Genomic DNA, 22,720 nt, shown 5'->3' with positions numbered 1-22,720 from the left:
CTAACCGCCCAATATTTCGTCCAGTTTCAAAATGCCCACAAGCTTGTCTTTCTGTTGACCCACACCATGGAATAAACCTTCACGGTTACGACCATATCCGCCGGTTGGCGGATGTATTTCGGAATATGTGGTTACCTTGTTCACGCGGTCCACGATCAAGCCAATATATTCTTCCTGATGTCGAACTACGATAATACGAGTCGCTCTGTTGTCCGGTTCATCTGGCATACCCAGCAGATTCCGCAAGCTCATCACACATACAACCTTGCCACGCAGATTGACTACCCCTTTGATCTCAGGACGGCTAAATGGGATATCTGTAATGCTGAGCATTTTAATAATTTCGTGAATTTCTTCGATTCGAATGGCGCAGGTCTCTGCACCTACAGACAGTTCAATATATTGTTCCTTCTGAAGTGAAGACATCGATTCACCCTCAATTCAATTTAATTAATTTGTTTTGAAGGCCGCTGCCGAATTCGCCAGTTCTTCCGCCAGATGTGCCAAAGACTGGCATGTTGCCGCTGTCTCTTCAGACGCTGCAGCGGATTCCTCACTGGAAGCCGAGATGGATTCAACAGAGCTCATCACCTCTGCGGCTTGGGCTGCTTCTTCTTCACATGCAGCAGCAATTTCGTTTACTTTCTGTGAAGAGTTATTGACCATATCAATGATCTGATCAAACGCCTGTCCCGTCATGGAAGACTGCTCAACACTGGCTGCTACGGCTTGCACACTTTGTCTCGTGTTTTCCTGCATTGCTTTGATGATGGCTGTAATTTCTTTGGTCGCCTAGCCACTTCGTTCGGCAAGCTTCCGGACTTCATCTGCAACTACAGCGAATCCTCGTCCTTGTTCTCCGGCACGTGCCGCTTCAATTGCAGCATTCAGCGCGAGCAGATTGGTCTGCTCAGCGATATCGTCAATCACTTCAATGATGTCACCGATTTTACGAGAATCATCTTCAAGCTTGGTCATTTTTGTATTAACAGCTTGCATACCTTCCAACGAAGTCTGTACAACAAGTCCACCTTCACGGGCAGTCTTCACCGTATCGTTGGACAGTTCAGCCGCTTCTTCCGCACTTGCAGCGACGGAGTTAATGGCAAGTGAAAGCTCCTTGAACAACTCGGAGATATTTCCTGCCTCACTGGATTGGCTCGTGCTGGTACTCGCAATTTCCTGTGTGCTGGCTGAGATCTGTTCCGAAGAAGCAGCAACACTTTGGGAGTTCATCACGATATTGTTAATTAACTCTTTCAAATTATCAACCATCCGATTCAGTGCCGCGGCTAGTTGACCCACTTCATCTTTGCTGGAGATGTCTGACTTAAGGGTCAGATTTCCGTTGGCAACTTCCGTAGCTAGACCCAGCATGGCCATGAGTGGTTTCGAAATGGAGCGAGAGATGATATATCCAATGAGGATACTGAAGAGTACGGACAGAACCACAAGAATTATCGTTACTTTAAATGCTTGTGAATAGGCAACCTGAGATTGTATATTCGCCTGTTCAGCCAAACTTTCGTTAAGGTCGATCAAATTGGTAAGGAGCACAACAATCTTGTCGCCTTGTGGTTTAAGCTCAGATTTAAGATAGGTATTAAAGGCACTTTGATCATCTGCGACAGCCAGATTAGTTGCTCGTTCAAACATTGTTAAATATCCAGGATATTCTGCAGCAAAATTACGGAGTAATTCTATTTCTTCAGGGGTTGTTGCAAGAGGACGATAGATGGTCAGGCGATCATTCACACTCTGACGGATCGAAGCGATGTTCTCCGTGATCCGAGTTTTTTCGGTTTCGACGGTTTCGAAGCTTAAATCACGCACGTTCACACGCATTCTTTGATAATCAATCTGAGCAGAGGATAATTCTTTGACAGAGATTAGATTGTTGTTATACATCTCTTGCATTCGTTCATTCGTACTTCTCAATGTTACTACAGAGTAGACGCCAAGCGCCGCAAGGATTATCGACACAATTAAAAACGCTGAGATAATCTTTGTTGCTGTTTTCAAATTTCCAAACCACTTCATGTAATCTCCTCCTAGTCATCGTAGTGTCCAGTTATGTATATAACGCTTAGTAAACCCTTCTCAAGGTCGCGCTCCAGACAACTTACGATCTATTTCGACATAAATATATTAAAACTGAATAGGAGATTTTTATTTCTATAAATATGCACTATTATGAATTTTTATTTCAGATATAAAGAATCTTCTTTTTAATATAATTTATACTTTTTACCTATTAAATTGATTTTTCCATTTACATATATACGTATAATCAACATTCTGCATTGACTTACACATACATCTCCATACAAAATTTCATGTGACATGATCTTCTTTTATTTATACAAGAAGTTATATAGTTCTTACGTCTAACAAATATCATTTTCCACACAAAAAATTATGTATTTTTTCTGTACACACTCAACATTTCAAGACCTTAGTCTAATAAATGATTACTTATACTGAGTCCATTTTCCCATAAAAAAAACCAAACCCGAATCAACAAAGTTTGGTTCTGAAGCGAAAAAATACACTTTAAATTAACATAAAACCCGTTTAAAACTAATTATTTATGTGTTATATAGTTGCTCCAGTTCCATTAGGCGGTCCTTAATCCTGTGCGGAATAATTCCAAACAGATTATCCCACGTCATGAACATCTCCGGTTTTAGTATATATTCTTCGAACTCCATGGTAGGTACAAACGCTTTGGTCTGCAGATAACGCTCTACCTGATCATCGATCTGTTCATTTGTTTCAAAATAATCTTGAAATAACTCATTCACAAGTAGCCCATCACATCCAGCTTCGGCACCTGCTGCACTATACAGGTTTGGCAATAACTCAAATACAACCGGAAGTGGTGAGAAAGCATGTTTGCCAGGCTGTGAGTACAGACATACATGATGTCCAACCACATTGACCCGTTCCTTCAATAATCCGCGCAGCACCTTCCCATGAAAGCTGGCTTCACAGTCTACTACCTCTCCGTCATGACCCACATAAACCCATACATGCTCCATTTCATACAGATGTCCAATCTCATAATCCCACCAGATTGCATATTCAATTACATATTGTACTACCTCGGTCGGAAACTTAATGTCCCTTCTGAACGATGGTGAAGGCCCAGATTGATGCAACACAGAAATGCCAACAAAATCAGGATAAAAGGGTTCGGCTCTGTCAAACATCAAAATAGGTGCATAACTCATTGCAGTTTCAAGCGTTTTCATTTCTGACATGTTCATTCATGAGTCCTCCGTTTTTGTTGGATGTTCATACTATACTAACAGAGAACGTAACCCACTGACTCAGGCATTTTGAATTTTTTTCTAATATAATACCAACCCCTCCATGGACTTCATACGATTATTACATCGACACATCAAAAAGCCTGCAACTGATATACTCCAGTTACAGGCTGTGTACTTTGATAATGAATAAGGAATCTTGACTTAAGATTTCAGCTTATTGGATGGTGATACGGACGTCTTGGAAGGTGAGGTCGATTGATCAGAAACCTGCGTATCACACCCTATTGGAGGGCCCAGAATCGCATCATTTTTAATGGAAGCAACAGCTCTCGCATATGCCTCTTCATCCAAACAGTACGCGCGGTGAGCCACCTCCGGCGGTGTAGCTGCCAAGAAATCCGCTCCAAATACAATATCAGGCGTTGGTTGATCAAAGATTGTTAATACATATACATCATCTGTCTCAGCGACAAACCAGTGAAACCAGCCTTTCGGAAATACCACAACCTGGCCTGGTTTCAGACGATATGTCAATCGTTCACGCGTAAACGGATTGAAGACTGATGCTGTAATTTCACCGGTGATGACCACAACCATCTCCGTGACATTGGTGTGCCAGTGCGGCTGTACAATGATTCCTTTGCTTAAGTATACGTTGAAGAACCCATTCGCAATGGTCGGCAGCTGTTCTCCAAACAACTGGGTTACATAGTTGCGTGAATCCCTCTGATAATTGACAACCGCATTAGAATCGGCAGCTAACGGAACATTCGGAGCTTGCAAAATCGGATCAATCATACGGTTATTTCTCCTCCTTGGGCATACATCTCATTATTGTACTGTATGCAGGAGAATTGAAATAATACCGTTGACACATGTTATATATTGTTTTTAATCCTGAACTTTAGGTTTCTTAGAATCATGTATAAACAAACTAGACTTGACCAGGGAATCTGCCTCCGGCTGCAATGCCTTGGGGTGATATGTGATCAATCTGGTTCATCTCATCATCCGTAAGCGACACCTGTAGCGCTCCCAAGTTCTCGTGAACTCTTTCCAGATTGCGAGTCCCCGGGATCGGAACGATATGTTCTCCTTTTCCAAGCAACCAAGCCAGAGCAAGTTGAGAGACCGTACATCCTTTTTGCTTAGCCATCTCTTGGATCAATCCAACAACCTCCAGATTTTTCTGAAAGTTCTCACCTTGGAAACGCGGATAGTGACGACGATAATCATCTTCCGGCAGATCGTCTATAGATTGGATCTGACCTGTCAGGAAACCACGCCCCAATGGACTGTATGGAACCAAGCCAATGTTCAATTCATGCAGGACAGGCATAATCTCATCCTCAAGCTCTCGGCTCCATAAAGAATATTCGGTCTGCAACGCTGTAATCGGATGAACAGCATGTGCACGCCGAATGATCTCTACTGGTGCTTCTGACAAACCAATATATCGAATCTTCCCCTGTTGAACCAGATCGGCAAGTGTGCCTACCGTCTCTTCAATGGGTGTATTCGGATCAGGACGATGTTGATAATACAGATCGATATAATCCATTCCCAGGTTGAATAGACTCGCATCTACTGATTTTTTGATGTAGGCCGGATCTCCCTTGGGGCCCTGCGTGTGTGTTATACCAAATTTGGTGGCAACGATTGCTTTGGATCTTCGACCTTGAAGCGCGCGTCCAAGCAGTTTTTCATTCCCACCAAATCGCTGTTTTTCATACTCTCCGTACAGATCCGCCGTATCAAACATGGTAACTCCTGCATCCAGCGCACCCTGAATGGTATGTACCGATTCGTCGTTATCCGGCATCATCATCACACCCAGGCCGAGCGCAGATATTCGTAATTTATCATTTCCCAGTGTTCTTGTTTTGAGCATGAGGCTCCCTCTTTTCATCTTGAAATAGCAACGTTAACTAGATACGTATGAACTTGAGTTCATTCTATTTCACTTCCGAGACCCCAACCACACTCTGTTTATGCTAGTAAAGAAATTACCAGTTTGATTAACTTTCTATATGGCAACAGGAACGTAAATACAACAATGAATGCCTGATTGGCTGTTCAGATTATTCATGGAAAAGATATCGTACGCGTACACAACGCCATCTGCCCGATCCGTCGGTTCAAGCAGGACACGATTGACTTGTTTGAATTCAACTTGGTGCAGGTTCCAGATCGTTCGGAAGTCCACACTTTCTTCACTTAATTGTTTCACGATTCTGCTAAATTCGGGGTCACTCGTATACTTGTCATAATAAGTACGGAATACCGCTACCGAGTGCCTCGCGAATTCCTCCCAGTTGTGCATACGCTCCCTGAGCGCTGTATCCAGAAATAAAATCCGCATCATTAAACGCTCGTTCACAGTCATCGACGAGAAGTTGAAGAGGTTCGTATCTGCAGCTTCATTCCAGGCAAGTACCTCAGAACGTTCATTGGTAATAAAGGAAGGATGAGTCAGCTGGCCAATAATACTCTGCCACCCTTGCTCCAGTTGTGAATACGAAGCAAGGAATTCATGTTCCGTATTAGGGTCCCATAAGTCAAACAGATGACTCTTCTCTTCCAGTGTTAAACGGAGCGCATTCGCTATACTCTGCATCACTTCTCGTGAAGCCGCCAACTCCCTCCCCTGTTCGAGCCACGTGTAATACGTTGCACTGACACCAGCCAATACCGCTACTTCTTCCCGCCGTAGACCGGGTGTTCTTCGCTGTCCATAAGATCCTGACAATCCAACTTGTTCCGGTTGAATGCGGCTTCTCCGTGATTTCAAAAACTCACCCAGTTTTTTGTTACGGCTCATACTTGTATCCATAGACATCGTTCCTTTTTATAAAAGTATTCAACCCTATTCGACTCTATCCAAAATGGTAGTCTCTGAATGACTTTGATATAGTTCATCTATTATTAGTTCTACAGAATACTTGGTTTACAAGTAGCTTAGCATCGATTGGTGCAGAACGAAAGGAGCATAACATGATCCCCAATGTTGGAGATGTGTACTGCGTGTACGTCGAAAAATTACAACAATATACAGCCTGCCAGGTAACTGGACTGAAAGAAACGGAGGGTAAAACTTCTGATACGCTTGCCTCAGTTCTTCAATTGGATTGGACTGGTGATCAACTGCCTAATGAAATGCAGCTTCATCAAATGAAACCGCTGATCTGTAATTTCTATTTCTGGCATGATCGACTTGCACATAGTTTTGTGAGTGCTAATGTTCCTTCACAGTATGTGCTTGCAGGCAATATCCCCCCTCTCTACACCGAGGAAACAAATACGTATGGCGGAGGCTGGCCGATCGGAGAAAGTCTCTATCTCCAGCGTGAATGGGAAGGTATCGATGCGATCCGAAGAGCGCAGTTCAAACAAGCTGCGGATGATGACGAAGATGTGATGATTGGCGATCGTGTAATGCGGCGCAGTACGAGTACACTCCGCGATTTCAGCCCTACATCTGCGGAAGATGTAGCCGAACTCGCAAAGCTACCTTGCCTGACACATATTGAAATGGATGGATATACGGAATCGATCTTTTCATTTATAGAAGACAATCCATTCATTAATGAACTTCATATCATACATCATGGTCAAACGATGCTCGATATCAGCAACAGTCACCTGACCAAACTTATTGTGGATGTCAGCGGGTTGAAGGAGTTAATCTTGAACACAAAGATGAAAAGTCTGAATTTCACAGGTGAGTTGTCTCCTGATCTGCGTATTGCGGCTTATGAAGACGGTAAATGCATCACTCTCAATGTTCCATCGGGCCTGCCACAGGTTACTGGGATCTCACGACTTGAAGGTCTGTATATCAGAGATATCACGGAACTCAATCTGGAGCCACTTGTGCAGTATTATCCTGAGCTTTCAGAGTTGCGATTGTGGGGTAAACCCGGCAATGTATCCCATATAGAGTCGATTCAGCATTTGGCAAATTTGCAAACCTTCACTACATATGACCTGTTCGGTTTTAATGGGGAACAATTCCCTGATCCAGATCAACTTCCGAAATTGGCTACGCTGTGGCTAACCAGCCTGCCTGCCGATGCAGCCAAATCGATCAAAACAAGATATAAAAAATCCGCTGCTTCCGGACTTGATATGGAAATCACCAAAGCACGCAAACCGGAATGGCTTGCGGAGAACCTGAACAATCCGTTTCGGGATTGGGATGGGCGGGACCACATCAAGGCAGCTCACGCCAAAAAAGCAACTCAATTGTACAAGCAGTGCTCGAAGGAAATCCGTCACTTAAGTCAAGATTTTAACAATCAGGAGGCTTTGCACAAACAGCTCGTCTCCATAGTTGAGAACTACACACAGACCTTCAACAAGATGGATGCCAAGACCGGCTTTATCGAAACTGTTGAGCGGGAAGAGATTTATGTTGTTCTGACGGCGTTGCTGGATCAGCTACAACAGAATTTGGAACTGCGTCAAGATGATTTGGTTAAGGTTAATCACGAGGAATTATATGAGGTATTTGATCGTTTGAGGGATTTCTAGTTCACCAATAAACCGTTGTTTACACAAAAAGGGGCCTGTTATGAAAATGGCAGGACCCTCTTTTTGCACCGCCGACCTCAAGTGTCGTAACTAACCAGATAATGATGAAGTTCAGTGTTATAACAGCCGATGCTGTGCTCAATTAATCTGCCTTCTCCGTCGAAGGAGTTACGGAGGCGCTTAAGCACATGCGTCCCCGGGTGGATCTTCAGTAGTTGGCATAACTCAGGAGCTGCCGGCTCTACAAAGAAACGGTCTTTGAAGTTCTCCAGCAAAATGTCGTTCTCCTCCAGTGAGTCATACAGTGATTGGATGTCTCCATTCATTTCTTCCTTGCCTCCGCCAGGCAATGCAGCTGCTGCCAAGAAGTGTATCAGATGAATATAAGGTTGTCCGTTAAGAATGTAGAGCCTTTCAATCCGCTGGCAATACGGCCCGTAGCGACCATATTCCTCCGTTCCGGTATCATTGGTGAGTAAACAGGAATTCAGAACTTTCTTTTCCAGCTTATGGCCCTCTTCTACGAGCAGCTCCGTAAACCGTTTGCCCTTTGAGAGCTTCTGATGAGAGGTATTGCGCAACACAATCGTTCCAACACCGCTTTTTTTCTGCACGTAACCTTCCTGGGACAGCTCTTGGACCGCACCGCGGACTGTCATTTTGCTGACGCCAAATTCTTTCTCTAGCTGTGGTTCGGAGGGGATGATGCTTCCGAGAGGATATACTCCATGTAGAATCCGATCTTTGAGAATTTTTTGGATTTGCTGATATAAAGGACCTTGCTTGCGCTTCAGAGACACTCACTGTTCACTACCTTTCAACATCTGAGGTATGGTCCGACAGCGCCCGGAGCACCTCATTCTCGGTAAAAAGCGCTGTATCACCATGAGTGGTATGGGCCAGCATCGCTGCCGCCACTGCCATATTAACCGTATGTTCCTGTGGATATTGCTGCAATTCCCCATGGATGATGGCACTAGCAAACACATCGCCAGCACCAATCCGGTCGTACACCGGGAACGTCAGCTTGCGTGAAAATACAAACGTACCTTGATAATAGATATATCCTGTCAAGGAATGCGTATGGTCAGCGTTAATCTCACGATGAGTTCCTGCTACCGTTCCGATTCCGAATCGCTGTGCAACTTCAGGAATCGCTTGTTTCATCTGTGTTATTCTATCATATTCTCCGGTTCCGATGCCAAGAATACACTTCGCATCCTTCTCATTCATTAACACCAGATCTGCCAGCCTCAGCAGTTCCTCATAATGCGGGCGGGCCTTGACATAACCATCTGTCCCCCATAACGCAGGACGGTAATTACAATCAAACACAACCTTGCCACCAGCACTCTTCACTTCCTCAGCAAGCCGTTTCATCTGCTTGCGCACGCTATCATTCATAGCCAGCGTAATGCCACATAAATGAAGAACGTCGACTCGGGAGGCAAGATCTTTCATATCATAATTATCTGCGTCCGCGGTATTGAAACTGCTGCCCAGCCGGTCTGTGTAAGTAACTCTGCCAGGGCGGGCTCCAAAGCCATTCTCCAGAAAGTACATCCCAAGGTGTTTACCGCCCTGGCTAATAAGAGAGGTATCCACCCCCAGCTTGCGCAGATAAGCGATAGCCGCTTCGCCCACCGGAGTTTCCGGCAAAGTTGTAATAAGAGCACCGTTATGGCCGTATCTTGCTAGTGCTGCCGTTACATTCACTCCGCTACCGGAAAAAGAATACTCTAGCCTACTGCTCTGGACCAGCGTTTCGTATCCCGGAACCTGCAGCCGCATCATCACTTCACCAAATGCAGCAACCCTAGGCATATCGGTCCACCAGCGATTTCATTGTTTCGAGCAGTCTGCGGACATCCTGTACGTTCGTGTTCCCGGTCTGCGACTCAATAATTGAAGAATAGACATGTGGTATAACCTGAGGTACGCCTGCCTCTAGTGCAATCTCTAGAATGGGTCCAAAGTTGTCCAGATCGATTCCACCTGTAGGCTCCAGGGCAAAACCCGATTCCCCACAAGCCTGGGCAACCGCACGGTACTCCTCTTCCAGCTTCAACCCCTGCATCGGATAATATTTGAGCGCGTTCCCTCCCATGTCACGAACCAGTGCAATGGCGGCATGAACCGGAACAATGGCCTGCGGAGTGTTTACTGAACTGATGGGGCCAGTCGATATATTTACATAACCTGGCTGACCGCACGGAGATACCAGGCAGTTAATCCAACTATCTTTAGGTCCCAGATTGGCACGGGTTGCCCCGACTGCCGGGAATACCTGATTGATATGGCTTCCCGGATAACTCGCTGCAATCTCCGCCACAACTGTAGCCTGACGGCTGTCTCCGGCCCCGAGTCCGATAGATACGGCATCTTGAATAGCCTGACCATATTCAGTCATGGCGACTACAGCTTCTTCCGATGTAGCATAATTTTTGGAGAGCACACCAACAAGTACATATCCTTCCGCAGCCTCGTACACATCCTTGGCGTTCCCGATACTGCCGGCCAGTACATTAATTGCGGCCCTGTTCTTATACAGACACTGCTGAATATGACTCATTCTGGTTTGCCTCCCACGATTTCATGTATTCTGCTGACGATGACCTGCATATCATCCCCTTGCAGCGACCTTGGATCAATATCGAAATAACCCTGCTTGACGCCATAGTCTCGGGTATATACCGCAATTGCGCCTTCACGTAGCTGGTCATTCACTTTCTTCGCATCCACCCCAACAAGAGAGGAATCAATCTGGACACGTCCCCGGAAAATCGATCTACCGGCTTCATCCTGCACGATGCGGACCGAAACACCAGGAAGTCTATCCAGTGGCTGAAGAGCCTCCAGCGTCTGCTTCTCTCGTTCACTATTATCCGCTTTGTCCTGGTATTCATCTAGCGCTTGAAGTAACCCAAAAACGGTCTCTTTGCCAACCTTCATGCTGCGGCCAATCCCGTGTAGCTGTACCTTAAGCCACTCCACGTATTTCTTTTTGCCGGCGACAATGCCGGAAGTAGGCCCTTCAATAGCTTTCGACCCGCTGTAAATGGCCAGATCCGAAAGTTGGATATATTTGTGCAGATTCTCTTCCGCTGCCGCATCAACAATCAGCGGTACCCCTCTACGCTGTGCAACCTCCCAGGCCTCTTCCACAGAAATCATGTTCTTCTGGACAGCGTGATGGGATTTAACATAAAAAATGGCTGCAGTGTGTTCACCGATCGCCTGATCGATATGTTCCTTGCGGCCTTCATTGGCATACCCGACTTCCACTACCCGGCCGCCGCCAAGGAATATCATGGTTTCGACCGGCGCTCCATATTGCACATTATGGCCCTTTAGCATAATAATTTCATTTTTCAATATCGGCTCCTGGTGCAGACGAAGGCTAAGACGCGGATCTCCGGCAGTCACAATGGCTGCCACTGACAGCGCTATACCACTGGATGCGGAGTTCACCACAGCCGCGCTTTCCGAACCAAGTAACTGTGCAATATATTCTCCGGATTTGTCCACAAGATCCGCAATTTCCACGTAACGCTGTCCGCCCTGTTTCATCGCATCCATGACTGAATCCGTTGGTGCGGAAACGCCAAGAATGCTCATTCTTCCACTGGCATTAATAACACGCTTCAATCCATATTTAGCCTGTAATGAGTGACCCATTAGCAAAGACTCCTTTAGCCTCAATATAGTGTTGCGTGACCCGGACATCACCTTCCGAGTCCTCAAGTTGCTTTTCGCCTGCTTCCAGGGAAAACAAAGTCAGGTTCGCCTGTTGTCCCACCCTAATCTGCCCAAGCTCCGGCTTACCGAGCCACTCCGCTGGACTTCTTGTAACCGCACGGATGACCTCTTCCAGACTGTAACCGAGGTACAGAAATTTCGTCAGCACATTCGACATACTGTATACCGGACCATTCATACGGTTGCCTCGATAAATGTCCGTACTGATCGTATTCAGCGCAATGCCTGCAACCTTGGCCTGTTCTGCAATCCGGAAGGAGAAGCTCGCTGTGCCATGCCCCACATCCAGATGAACTCCCCGAGCAGCTGCATCCAGTAGTTCTTGCAGCGGTGTGCCGTCCGCATGAAACAGATTGTTGGACTTGCCGTTAAGGTAATGGGTGATTACATCGCCCGACTGTAGTAGCTCCAGCACATCAGAGATCGCGGGCGGAGCAGAACCGATGTGAACCATGAGCGGAAGCTTCGTTTCTTCCGAGAGTGTGCGTGCCAACTTGAGCGGCTGTATGCCGCTGTCTTTGACGACACTTTGGCTGATGCGGGCCTTCAGACCAACAATGAAATCAGGATAAGCCGCTGCTGCCTCCATTACCTTGGCCCGGTCAATCCATTCCAGCTGCGACAGTTCATCCGTCCGTTCGAGACCGATGCTTGAAATGTTCAACAGAGCAAATACTTGTGTAGCAGCCTGTAGTCTTGCGGTATAGAAAGCTCCAATTCGATCTGCACCGCAGCTTCCGGCATCTACAAGCGTTGTCACCCCCTGCTTAACACCAATTTCGTCGATATCATCGCCATAGGGATCAAGCTCCTGGACGGCATGCACATGCAGATCAATCCACCCACTAGACACATATAACCCTGAACAATCCAGCTCATTTTCTCCTTCAGCCTGGCCTGGCGGTGTAATGGCAGTGATGATCCCGTCCTGAATGGCGATATCCATAATTCGCCCGTCAACAAGCTGCAGATTGCGCAGCACATTCTCTGTGCCCACTCATCCCATCTCCTTTTTCAACCCCGGTATACAGGCAAAATCCAAAAAATGATTCATGAAATCCGTACTTCCAAATAGGCAAAAATAAGCCTGATGAGCTACTTTATTCTAAAGATTATAATGTTATAATGTTTATGTTAGCACAAGAGTAATCCAGAAGAGAACACTGATTTTTAATTCAAAATTTTTAATTCGAATATCTAACAATGGAGGGACTGCTTCATGGCAAATTCGGCACTCAAGCCATCCTTGCGCAACAGATTCAGGTTCAGCTGGAATCATTTCAAATCAAGGCTTCTGCTGAAATATGCCTTTTCTTACATTCTCATATTTCTTATCCCTCTGACAGGTGTAACTATTTTTGTATATGAAAACGCTGTCAAAGGATTGCGTGTAGAGATTGAACAATCAAATGTCAATCAACTTAACCAGGTGAAGAGCACTATAGATAACCGTATGAATGAACTTCAGGAAATAGCGGGGAGAATCGCCTATGACAAACACCTGACCCCTTATATGGTACAACATCAACATCCCTATTACAGCTTGGAGGCGATTCAGGCGCTGGCCAATTACAAAGCTAGCAGCAGCATTGCAGAGGATCTTCTTCTCTATTTCCATAACGATTCCAACATCTATTCGTACCGCGGTCTGGCTAATCTTGACGTCACGTTTGATAGCCTCTATCAGTTCGAGCATTGGAATCCGGAAGAGTTGCGGCGGGACTTGAATGAAACTAGGCAGCCTCTGGTCCGTCCCGCTGAGAACGTGAAGGTTAATTCCCGAATGGAGTCGATGCTTGTCATGCTTGTACCCGTTAAACCGAATGACCCGTTTCCATATGGGACCGTTGTTTATTTAATGAAAGAATCTAACCTTACCGGGGTCATGGATTCGATTTTGAGTGATTTCTCAGGAAGCAGTTATATTTTCAGTCCTTCCGGAGAGGTGTTGACCGCGAACAGCCATGGCATCAGCCTTCCCCAGGACGAAATTGAGAATTTAGCTACACTTGGGCCCGGTATTCACAATTTGAAGATGGACGGAGAACAATACTCCGTTGTTTCAGTCCAATCTGAAGAAAATGGCTGGACCTATGTGACCACGATGCCAAGCTTCCAGTTCTTCAGCCGTGTCGCCCATGTCCAGACCCTGATCCTGATCGTCTTCTGTATTACAGTCATTACTGGGATAGCTGCTGCTCTGCTGTTAGCCAAACGCCAGTACCATCCGATCAGGGATTTGATGGACAGAATGAAAGGTAGCGGCGATAATGCTCCCAAGCTCCGCAATGAATGGGAATGGATACGCCAGACCCTTCACAATTACAGTGTAAAGATTGATTTTCAGGAGCCCTTTGTCCGCAATCAGTGCATGCTGCTGTTACTCAAGCACGGCAAGCCGGATGATCCGGAGATCGAGCAAATGATTCTTAGCGCAGGATTCAGGCATCCTCAAGGACAAGGGCTCTATTTCTCGGCTATTTTGTCCTGGGATGATACTGTGCCCGATGGAAATTCCTGTCAGGAACGCCATCTGTTGCAGGATATACTCAGCAATGTATGTCTTCCAGGTACCGGTGCTCAGATCTTTGGTGTAGAATTCTCGGTCAAGGACCAGTTTGCCCTGATTGTTTCACTCCCCGGTGATGCGGACAAGCCGATTCAAAGCCAATTGGAACAGGTCATTGAAGCCATTCAAACGGTGATCCGCGAGCACTCGCACCTATCTCTGAGTATAGGTGTCGGCATGGCCTACAGGGACTTGACCCGGCTTAACCAATCCTTTATTGAAGCCGCTGCAGCTCTGGAGCACCGGATCATCCGGCGCAGCGGTCAGGTGACTTATTTCGAGCAGCTTGCAGAGCTGAGTCCTTCTGCTTCCGAGAGCTTCTGGATTCCGCGCAAATCCATGCTGAAACTGGAGCAGAGTCTAAAGCAGGGCAACGAATCAGTAGCTGTCCAAATGATTGCCGATACCATTCATACGATCAAAGACGAGCCGTTACAGGTTCATCTACTGCGCTGCATCTGTTTCGATCTGCTGAACGCTTTTCTACGTACCGCCTCCGAGCTTGGTATGAACGAAGTGTTCGCTAATATGCCGGAATTGACTTCCTTCGAAACACTTGAAGAGCTGGAGAGTCGTTTGCTCAGTCTGGCCGCTGACATTTGCACGCAGGTGGAACTGAATACAAAGACAAGCGAGTCAACATTAATGGATGACGTTCTGGCTTACGTGGATCAACAGTTTGCAGACTACACACTCAGTCTGGAGCATGTGGCTCTTAAGTTTGCCATTTCAACTTCATATTTAAGCCGGAGCTTCAAAGAGAAGACCGGCTGCAATTTCTCACAATATATCTGGCAGCGGCGTGCGGATGAAGTCATGCGGCTGCTGGAGAATACTAGCGCACCGCTCAAAGAAATTATCGAGCAGGTCGGTTATATGGATGCGCCAAATTTCATCCGCAAGTTTAAAAAAGAAATCGGTCTGACGCCAGGACAGTATCGCAAGGAACATGCCTTGAGAGGGGCTACTACGAAAAGACCTGTTTAAGTTGGCAAGCTTCCACCCTTTCTGTATAGCATTCTTATAATTAAAGATTCAACTTCATTTCATGGTTTATTTTGCTGCTGTCCTTCCTGGAGGATGTGCTCTACCAGCTCATCCAGCGGAACAGTTGCGAGCGCAATCGCCGTATCTGTTACCCCGTAATAGATATAGAGCAGTCCATCTTTGACCACATTTCCGGTCGGGAAGATGACATTGGGGATCTGGAACCCAAATTTCTCATAATACGTCTCTGGCTCCATAATAAAATGATGCGTCCGGGCAATGATTTTCTCCGGATGCTCCAAATCCAGCAGCATGGCCCCCACACGGTAGACAATGTCCTCATCGACGCCATGATAGAGCACCAGCCAGCCCTTGTCCGTACGTATCGGTGGCGTAGAGCCCCCAATCTTCCGCGATTCCCAAGAGAGGTTCTGGGCGGTAGCTAGCAGCTTGGGCTCTTCCCAGTTCACGAGATCCTCGGAGTAGGTAATCCACATGGCCGCCTTATCTGTTCCGTAGGCTTCTCCCACATATTCCTCGGGGCGGCGCAGCAGTACGTATTTACCGCCTATTTTCTCGGGGAACAGAATGTTGTCCCGGTCATTAATATCAAGAGGTGTCGTGTCCGCCACATACTCCCAATCCAGCAGATTATCTGATTTCAAGATGGAGGACCGGGTTAACCAATGTCCCTCCTCGTCCCCCCACCCGTCCGGATATTTCGGAATAGAGCGAAGGGGGACACCTGCCCCGGTAGGATAATAACTCATGGCACAGGGGCGAAGGGCGTAGTTCAGATAAAAGGTCCCGTCAATTTTGACAATCCGCGGGTCCTGTACACTACCATAAGGGAATCCCAGCATGTCTGGCGTCACAATTGGTTCATCCTTCACGTGGATAAAGTTCACCCCGTCTTCACTCTCTAGCAGGCCCAAGTAATTTTTGCATGGAGTTAGGGAACCAGCGGTGCGCTCAATCATATAAAATTTGCCGTTATCGATAATAACCGCAGGGTTGAAAACCGTAACCTTGCGCCATTCATAACCGCCCGGGACAACAATGGGATTATTCGGATGTCTCGTGATTTGCATGTCTATTCCTCCTGCATTTAATGTTCAGGGACGGATTTCCAGCGATCATATGCAGCCTGGTTGATTTCAACCATACGCTCTCCGCCCATTTTTTTGACAGTCGCCACATAATTGTCCCAGCCCGTAAGCGGCTCGGCTCCGGTGATGAATTTCGCCTCCATCTGATTCACATATGTCTTCAAATCAGAATTCAGACTACTGATTTCAGTCTGCTCTTCCACGGTAAGGAACAGCGTTGGGAACGGAATTCGTGCGCCTTTATCGAGAAGCTTCTGCTTGGTCTCCTGCTCTACCCACAGGTCAAAGTCTGTCTTTAGCCCTTTATTAATATCATCCATGGACAGGGTTGGAGCGGGAATGCCGTAGTTAGGTGTAAGCGTTGCCCGATAATCTTCCATTTCCTTGCCGTCTGGTACCGGCAAGTACTGTTTGACACGGTTCTCTTTATCGGTGTACTCCCAGAGAATGCCCTCTGGACCTTTATTAAAGAACATGGCACCCTCATAGGAATAGAGATAATCCACCCAGCGTATAGAGGCTTCCGGCGCAGGATTACTCTGCGTGATAGCAAAAGCGCCGCTTGTAATCCCCCTGTTCTTTGCAATCGCTGGAGCAGCAACTGATTCACTGTGGACAGGTGCAAACATCGGATCTGCCGTCGAAGGTTCTCCACCTTTGCTCATGTAAGCATGCCAGTCCGAAAAGAGGGCGATTTGATTGTTCTGTGCTTTGGCCTTCTTTTGCTCCGCTGTTTGTGAGAAGCTCTCATGATCCAGCAGATCTTCAGACCACAAGCGGTTCATATAGGTCAAATATTCCTTGTAGCCTTCTTCAAGCGGTGTATAATGCACCTTGTCCGCATCGTCCACATAAATTTCTTCTTCATAGATGCCGAAAGCACCAAGCAGCCATGTACGGATATCACGGAGGTTCGCAGCGGGTGTTGTCACCGAAGAAATAGGAATTTCATCTGCTATGCCATTGCCATTGGGATCTTCCTCTTTCACACGTTTCAGATAGGTATACAACTCCTCTGTCGTTTCGGGAAGTTTATCGATATTGAGCGCCTTCAGGAAGTCCCCGTTATACCACATCGGATTGCGGTACCAGTGCTGGCTAAGTTCTACTACTGGCAAGGAATAGATATGCCCATCCGGTGCAGTAATCGATTTGCGGACATCCGGATTCTCTTCCAGCAGCGCCTTGAAATTCGGAGCATACTCTTCAATCAGATCCTCCAGTGGAATGAGGATATCCTGCTCTCCATAATTCATCTGCTCTGCAGTTGTCAAACCGGCGGCATAGAGGATATCCGGGTAATCCCCACTGGCGAGCACCAGATTTTTCTTGGTTTCGAAACTATCCTTCGGTGCGTTCTTGTATTCCAGCGTAATACCGGTCTTCTCCTGCATCTGCTGAAGCACCGCCATGTTCTCCCAGTTCTGAATCCCTACATCAGGCGCCATAAGCGACAGAGTGACGGGTTCATTAACAATCGGGAAACCTTCATTGTTTACAGCGACTTTTCCGAGATTGTTGTTCGCTTCACCTTCGTTTGAATTACTGCAGCCTGCCAGTAATGTAAGAACTAAAGCCGAAGATAACAGAAGCTTCCATGGTTTGCTTGTGGTCGGCATTCATAATTCCTCCCTTATTATCATCACATTTTAACTGTTTAGCCTTTAACAGAGCCTAACATGACTCCTTGGACAAAGTAACGCTGCAGGAACGGATATATTGCCACGATGGGCAGTGTGGAGACCACAATGACTCCATATTTAATCAGCGATGCCGTCTCTGCCTTATTATTCATGGCGGTCGCCACCTCACCGTTGATTGATGAGCCCGTAGTTTCGGCCGTCATTTCCTGAAGGACAAGGATCTGACGCAGAACCATCTGCAGCGGATACTTCGCTTCATCATTTAAATAGATCAAGGACGGGAAGTAGCTGTTCCAATGACTCACCCCATAGAACAGGGCCATAACGGCTACAATCGGTGCCGACAGCGGTAGAACAATGCGAATGAACAGCTTTAGATTCGTACAGCCGTCAATGTGCGCTGCTTCCTGAAGTTCTTTTGGAATGGTCGTCTGAAAAAAGGTGCGGGCCACCACGATATTCCAGACTGAAGCGGCCACCGGCAGAATCAATGCCCACATGCTGTTCATGAGTCCAAGGTTCTTGACCAGCAGGTACGTCGGCACTATTCCGCCGCTGAAAAACATCGTGAAAAGAATGAGGCCCATGAACAACTGGCGCCCGACAAAATCAGATCTGCTGAGCGCATACGAGGCCGGCAGAGTGACGGCGAGATTAAGCAGAGTCCCCACCACCGTGTAAATAATTGTGTTCCAGTAACCACTCCATATCTTCGGGTTCTCAAATACAAGCTTGTAGCCGTCCAGTGTTACATTCTTCGGAAACAACCACATTGCTCCCGAATTGACGTCCTGCGGTGAACTGATTGAAGCGCTGAGAATATAGATGAGCGGATAGAGAACAACCAGCAGTGAAAGACCTAAATAAATATAAGTGCTGATCAGAAAAAGCTTGTCCCCCCTGGATTCTTTCATCGCAGTAACCATAGACTTCAACTCCTTTCTACCAGAGGCTGTTCTCACTGGTGCGTTTGGCGATCTGGTTGACCGTAACAAGCAAAATAACGTTGACTACCGAGTTGAATAATCCAACAGCCGTTGAGAAGCTATACTGGGCGTTTACCAGACCGGCGCGGTATACATAGGTCGATATTACATCGGAAGCTTCCATATTGAGTGAATTCTGCAACAGCAGAATCTTCTCGAAGCCAAGGCCCAGTATGTTACCCATATTTAAGATCAGCATGATCGTAATTGTGGGTAATATCGTCGGCAGATTGATATGCAGCACCCGTTTAATTCGGCTTGCTCCATCCATAATGGCCGCTTCATGGAGCTGGGGATCTACCCCTGACAGAGCCGCGAGATAAATAATGGTTCCCCACCCTGTACTCTGCCAGACGCCAGAGAATACATACACTGTCTTGAACCATGCGGGATCAGTCAGAAATTGTGCTGGTTCAAGACCAATGAACTCGATGAACCGGACAATCATTCCGCTGGAAGGTGATAAAAAGGTAATGATCATACCTGCCATGACAACTACAGAAATGAAATGAGGTGCATAGGTTACCGTCTGGACCGATTTCTTGAACGGGCCGTTGCGGACTTCATTGAAGGCCAGCGCCAGAATAATAGGCAGGGGAAATCCGATGGCAAGTTCATAGAAGCTGATACTGAATGTGTTCCAGAGCAGATCCCAGAAAAAATAAGAATTAAAGAACCGTTCAAAATGGTCAAAACCAACCCATTCGCTGCCTGTAATTCCTTTCGAAGGTACGAAATTCTTAAAAGCAATCTGAATGCCGTACATCGGACCATAATGAAAAACAAGGAAATACAACAACGCGGGAAGCATGAACAGGTAAAGCTCCCAGTTTTTCCAAATTCTTTTGCCAAGACTGTTCTTCTTCAATGAAGGACTTACGGATATTACAGTGTGACTCTCCTTCACTCTCCCACTCCTTTCTATGTCTTTTTCATTAGATACCTTTATGTTGCTGCTTTGCGTTCTTGCTGACTATCTTTTATGGTAACGCTTACAATACGAAGTATAGTGAAACTAAGATGTCACAGTAAATATGTAGCTTCTGCATTGTCATGTTTAGGATGTGTAAAACCGCGCTACTGCGGTACTTTCTGTTCAGCCCTGATGAAGATGGTTGCAGAAAGAGCAAGGCTGTAAATATGTGAATTACGAACCTCTCTTCACGCTGCAAAAGATACATATTGTGATCACGGAGCACGAATGCAAACATTTGCTGTTATTTACCTCTCCAATCCGCATTGTCTTCAAGTTTTGATGACTATTTCATCAAGTGAACGGTAAGCCATGGCGCTAGTGATTGACCAATTAACTATAAAAAGGCCAGATGGTCGACAAATGCAAATGGAACGAAGCAGAAAACACTCTGTTTCGTTCCATTTGCACAATTCGGTATGGCAAATTTTCCTCTCCTTTATTGAATGGAAAACACTTCTTTTTTCAATAACTCTTCTGGCATCTGCCCTATCACATCACTGTGAAAATAATCGCGTATAACTCCATCTTGAAGATAGTTGGCGATCGACACCATAATCATCCCTTGATCCAGTGCCAGATAAGCTTTTGCAAGTTCTCCCGTTTCAACATTGACTGAGTCATAGAACCCATATTTGCCAACCATTTTGAAGTTCTTTAAAGCTTTAATATTCTTTCGAACTGCTTCAGGGGCATAATCCAGAGCAAGGAACGTTGCGTGTGCTGTTACCGTTGCTCCGTCTTTATAACCTGAGGTACCCAACGGCGTTGCTGCAAACTCACTGTATCCTGTCGGAGTTGCAGAAGGTGAAAAGCCCCATGCGGCATACCCTTTTTCTTTGGCATATTCGATCTGCAATTCGACATGACGCTGATTGTTCAATCCCAAAGCTTGAGTACCCAGGTCTTTTTCCTTTATGACCATACCGGGCATAAGAGCTTCAAACATACTACCTCCCCAGCTTGGTACGAACTTTTTATCCTTGTATACATAACTTCCTTCAAACACATCCACTCCATCGTACTTAACGGATTTGCCTTGAGGAATCTGAGCTTGCCAATCCCATTCTTGAGGTAATGTGCGATACATCTTCCACCAATGATCTTGGGGAACGTCACCTTTCCCAATAGCAATATAGCTGCCTACACGTGGTTCCGTATAAAACATCCCATAATGGTGGTCCGTCAGCGCGCCTTTAGCCACATCATAACCTCCGCGGAATTGGCCGACTTCAGGATCATATAGCGGAGTATAATTCATATTTTTAACCAACTTGCTTGTTTCCCCATGAAGTTCTTCATAGGCTTGCCCAACAACAATTAAACCAGCGGATAACCAGCCATTATCGACTTGGGAAATAAATTGGCCCCAATCTTTCTTCACCGAACCGTCATCCTTGTTATACCAGTTATAAAATAGGCCGTTCCACTTTTCTAACTTCTCGAGGGAATTTATAGTCGTTTGCAGGCGATGTACAGCTTCTTTCTTCGAAATAATGCCCAATTGTTGCGCTGAAACGGTACTCATCATATACATTGCGATGTTTGTCGGCGAGGTACGTTTAGCTTCTTCTATCCCGTTTTCAGTGTGCCGTACTTCATCGTAAGTCAAACCGGTGTTCTGATCCGTATATTCCTCAAAAAACGTATAGGTCTTATATGCAATCGCTTTCAATTCTGCTCGAAATCCAATCAAATTGCTTGAGTCACCTGCTGAAGCCATAGGAGTTAAAGCTAGATTAGCTAACAGACAAAAAGTTAAAATGAAGCTGATTTGTTTTACTTTTTTCATGATTTTCTCCCTTCAAATGGATTCGAAACGTTTCGTGTATATGTTATCATAAATTTCCCATTTCCGTAAACCAATAAAATAAAACGCTTACAGATACTGATTAAAATATGGATTATTAATAAATGTAAATTCGAAACGTTTCATTATGTATGCAGAGCACCCATCTGTTAGCTAAGCAAGCCATTCTCATTTTCATTGGAACTGCGCTGTAAAATCGAATATGAATCAGCTAAATAAACGTGCAGATCATGGCTTGTTTCCAGATTTGCATAACATGCCTGTAGAATACTGTGAGATGGCTACACCAAGCGCAATATCCATGGACAAAGCAGTGCGATCAGGCATGAGAATAGCTGTTCCGGCCATGAGTCCTTTTTACTTATTTCCATTTGGTGTCACACGTCATATTACAATCCTCATTTAACTCGGCACCTTGCTGGTAAAAGTATCGCACCATTTCTTCTCCACAATATCTAACTGCCTACAGGATCACCGTATTATTTTTGACATTCAGATTAACTCCACGCTCTACCAACAACTTAACCACTTCCGGTTGATTGCAGATTAAGGCAAGGTCGAGTGACGTTAATGCTATGTATTTACTGAGCGGAATCTCTTCTTCGAGATCCATGCCCTGCTTAATGAATTGTTCTACAGCACCAGTATCTCCCTCATATATTGCCCTGGCATGATCAGGAAGCGTTTCAAACAATCCTTGATTGCCAATTTTGAACAAGAAAGATCCCCTACCCCTTTTTCTAAACCTCTTCTATATAACTACAAGTTGTGAAAACCAAAATATTAGCTTGAGTATCCACTCTCGATCATAATCAGCGTCCCAATTTTGAAACCACTCGCAAAAGCCTCTTTGGAATGTATAGAGTGAACTTGATCCATCATATCAAACAATACCTCGAGTTGTTTAAAGTCATCCTCCGAAAGCTTGCTCTGAAATTTTTCGATAGAAGCTGTAATCTCCTTATTAATAGATCGATACTCCGAATCTTTAGGAACAATATTCTCCTCTGGTCTCAGGTTACCGTAATATAATTCTTCTATTATATTTCCCACACTACATCCCCCTTTCTCTAATA

Annotated in this window: 22 protein-coding genes; 3 read left to right on the top strand and 19 right to left on the bottom strand. The window is 45.7% G+C overall.

Features of this window, described 5'->3' with window-relative positions; all coding sequences use genetic code 11:
* The 7 genes from ACDJ59_RS07525 to ACDJ59_RS07495 form a co-directional block, all read right to left on the bottom strand.
* On the bottom strand, nt 1-426 hold the full coding sequence (locus tag ACDJ59_RS07525; protein ID WP_413408168.1) for a chemotaxis protein CheW: 426 nt from the start codon (nt 424-426) through the stop codon (nt 1-3).
* Nucleotides 427-450: 24 nt separating this feature from the next.
* Complete coding sequence (locus ACDJ59_RS07520) at nt 451-759, bottom strand: hypothetical protein (protein WP_413408167.1); 309 nt, start codon at nt 757-759, stop codon at nt 451-453.
* Nucleotides 760-792: 33 nt separating this feature from the next.
* A complete protein-coding gene (locus tag ACDJ59_RS07515) occupies nt 793-2,040 on the bottom strand; it encodes a methyl-accepting chemotaxis protein (protein ID WP_413408166.1) in 1,248 nt (415 codons plus the stop codon).
* A 548-nt stretch (nt 2,041-2,588) separates the two neighbouring features.
* Nucleotides 2,589-3,269: a hypothetical protein gene (locus ACDJ59_RS07510; protein WP_413408164.1), complete on the bottom strand. Its 681-nt coding sequence runs from the start codon at nt 3,267-3,269 to the stop codon at nt 2,589-2,591.
* Between the two features lie 207 nt (nt 3,270-3,476).
* On the bottom strand, nt 3,477-4,073 hold the full coding sequence (locus ACDJ59_RS07505) for a cupin domain-containing protein (protein ID WP_413408163.1): 597 nt from the start codon (nt 4,071-4,073) through the stop codon (nt 3,477-3,479).
* 136 nt (nt 4,074-4,209) lie between these two features.
* Complete coding sequence (locus tag ACDJ59_RS07500; RefSeq protein WP_413408162.1) at nt 4,210-5,166, bottom strand: aldo/keto reductase; 957 nt, start codon at nt 5,164-5,166, stop codon at nt 4,210-4,212.
* Nucleotides 5,167-5,301: 135 nt separating this feature from the next.
* Nucleotides 5,302-6,108, bottom strand: a complete 807-nt coding sequence (locus ACDJ59_RS07495; protein WP_413408160.1) for a helix-turn-helix transcriptional regulator — start codon at nt 6,106-6,108, stop codon at nt 5,302-5,304.
* A 161-nt stretch (nt 6,109-6,269) separates the two neighbouring features.
* Here ACDJ59_RS07495 and ACDJ59_RS07490 point away from each other — a divergent pair, with 161 nt between their 5' ends.
* Nucleotides 6,270-7,808, top strand: coding sequence for a hypothetical protein (locus ACDJ59_RS07490; RefSeq protein ID WP_413408159.1), 1,539 nt, complete (start codon nt 6,270-6,272; stop codon nt 7,806-7,808).
* A 77-nt stretch (nt 7,809-7,885) separates the two neighbouring features.
* On the opposite strand, the gene ACDJ59_RS07485 is transcribed toward ACDJ59_RS07490, so the two are convergent.
* From ACDJ59_RS07485 to ACDJ59_RS07465, 5 genes are read right to left on the bottom strand one after another with little or no spacing between them, the layout of a single operon-like run.
* Nucleotides 7,886-8,608, bottom strand: coding sequence for a GntR family transcriptional regulator (locus ACDJ59_RS07485; RefSeq protein ID WP_413408157.1), 723 nt, complete (start codon nt 8,606-8,608; stop codon nt 7,886-7,888).
* 10 nt (nt 8,609-8,618) lie between these two features.
* A complete protein-coding gene (locus tag ACDJ59_RS07480; protein ID WP_413408156.1) occupies nt 8,619-9,632 on the bottom strand; it encodes a sugar kinase in 1,014 nt (337 codons plus the stop codon).
* Nucleotides 9,625-10,380: a 2-dehydro-3-deoxy-phosphogluconate aldolase gene (dagF, locus tag ACDJ59_RS07475; protein ID WP_413408154.1), complete on the bottom strand. Its 756-nt coding sequence runs from the start codon at nt 10,378-10,380 to the stop codon at nt 9,625-9,627. The genes ACDJ59_RS07480 and dagF overlap by 8 nt, the downstream gene beginning before the upstream one ends.
* Entirely contained in the window at nt 10,377-11,486 is a 1,110-nt protein-coding gene (locus ACDJ59_RS07470) for a DgaE family pyridoxal phosphate-dependent ammonia lyase (protein WP_413408153.1), read from the bottom strand. Before ACDJ59_RS07470 ends, dagF begins: the two co-directional genes overlap by 4 nt.
* Nucleotides 11,464-12,513, bottom strand: coding sequence for an amidohydrolase/deacetylase family metallohydrolase (locus ACDJ59_RS07465; RefSeq protein ID WP_413409744.1), 1,050 nt, complete (start codon nt 12,511-12,513; stop codon nt 11,464-11,466). The genes ACDJ59_RS07470 and ACDJ59_RS07465 overlap by 23 nt, the downstream gene beginning before the upstream one ends.
* 273 nt (nt 12,514-12,786) lie before the next feature.
* Here ACDJ59_RS07465 and ACDJ59_RS07460 point away from each other — a divergent pair, with 273 nt between their 5' ends.
* Nucleotides 12,787-15,123, top strand: coding sequence for a helix-turn-helix domain-containing protein (locus ACDJ59_RS07460; protein WP_413408151.1), 2,337 nt, complete (start codon nt 12,787-12,789; stop codon nt 15,121-15,123).
* A gap of 59 nt (nt 15,124-15,182) precedes the next feature.
* Here the strand turns inward: ACDJ59_RS07460 and ACDJ59_RS07455 are convergent, their stop codons facing one another.
* The 5 genes from ACDJ59_RS07455 to ACDJ59_RS07435 form a co-directional block, all read right to left on the bottom strand.
* Entirely contained in the window at nt 15,183-16,214 is a 1,032-nt protein-coding gene (locus ACDJ59_RS07455; RefSeq protein WP_413408149.1) for a glycosidase, read from the bottom strand.
* Between the two features lie 17 nt (nt 16,215-16,231).
* On the bottom strand, nt 16,232-17,851 hold the full coding sequence (locus ACDJ59_RS07450) for an extracellular solute-binding protein (RefSeq protein ID WP_413408147.1): 1,620 nt from the start codon (nt 17,849-17,851) through the stop codon (nt 16,232-16,234).
* A gap of 38 nt (nt 17,852-17,889) precedes the next feature.
* Nucleotides 17,890-18,801 carry a carbohydrate ABC transporter permease gene (locus ACDJ59_RS07445; protein WP_413408145.1) on the bottom strand — a complete coding sequence of 304 codons (912 nt, stop codon included), beginning with the start codon at nt 18,799-18,801 and terminating at the stop codon, nt 17,890-17,892.
* 16 nt (nt 18,802-18,817) lie between these two features.
* Nucleotides 18,818-19,747 (bottom strand): ABC transporter permease, encoded by a 930-nt coding sequence (locus ACDJ59_RS07440; RefSeq protein WP_413409742.1) that lies wholly within the window; start codon nt 19,745-19,747, stop codon nt 18,818-18,820.
* 526 nt (nt 19,748-20,273) lie between these two features.
* Nucleotides 20,274-21,626 (bottom strand): glucoamylase family protein, encoded by a 1,353-nt coding sequence (locus ACDJ59_RS07435; RefSeq protein WP_413408143.1) that lies wholly within the window; start codon nt 21,624-21,626, stop codon nt 20,274-20,276.
* Nucleotides 21,627-21,846: 220 nt separating this feature from the next.
* Between ACDJ59_RS07435 and ACDJ59_RS07430 the strand changes: the two genes are divergently transcribed.
* On the top strand, nt 21,847-22,050 hold the full coding sequence (locus tag ACDJ59_RS07430) for a hypothetical protein (RefSeq protein WP_413408141.1): 204 nt from the start codon (nt 21,847-21,849) through the stop codon (nt 22,048-22,050).
* 57 nt (nt 22,051-22,107) lie between these two features.
* On the opposite strand, the gene ACDJ59_RS07425 is transcribed toward ACDJ59_RS07430, so the two are convergent.
* Together ACDJ59_RS07425 and ACDJ59_RS07420 are read right to left on the bottom strand one after the other, a co-directional pair.
* Nucleotides 22,108-22,362, bottom strand: coding sequence for a hypothetical protein (locus ACDJ59_RS07425; protein WP_413408139.1), 255 nt, complete (start codon nt 22,360-22,362; stop codon nt 22,108-22,110).
* A gap of 65 nt (nt 22,363-22,427) precedes the next feature.
* Entirely contained in the window at nt 22,428-22,697 is a 270-nt protein-coding gene (locus ACDJ59_RS07420) for a DUF6809 family protein (RefSeq protein ID WP_413408137.1), read from the bottom strand.
* Nucleotides 22,698-22,720 lie beyond the last annotated feature (23 nt).

The sequence above is a fragment of the Paenibacillus amylolyticus genome, from assembly GCF_047302515.1.
Lineage (GTDB): Bacteria > Bacillota > Bacilli > Paenibacillales > Paenibacillaceae > Paenibacillus > Paenibacillus amylolyticus_G.
Note: the sequence above shows the minus strand (reverse complement) of the source record. Positions and strands in the feature narration are given on the sequence as shown.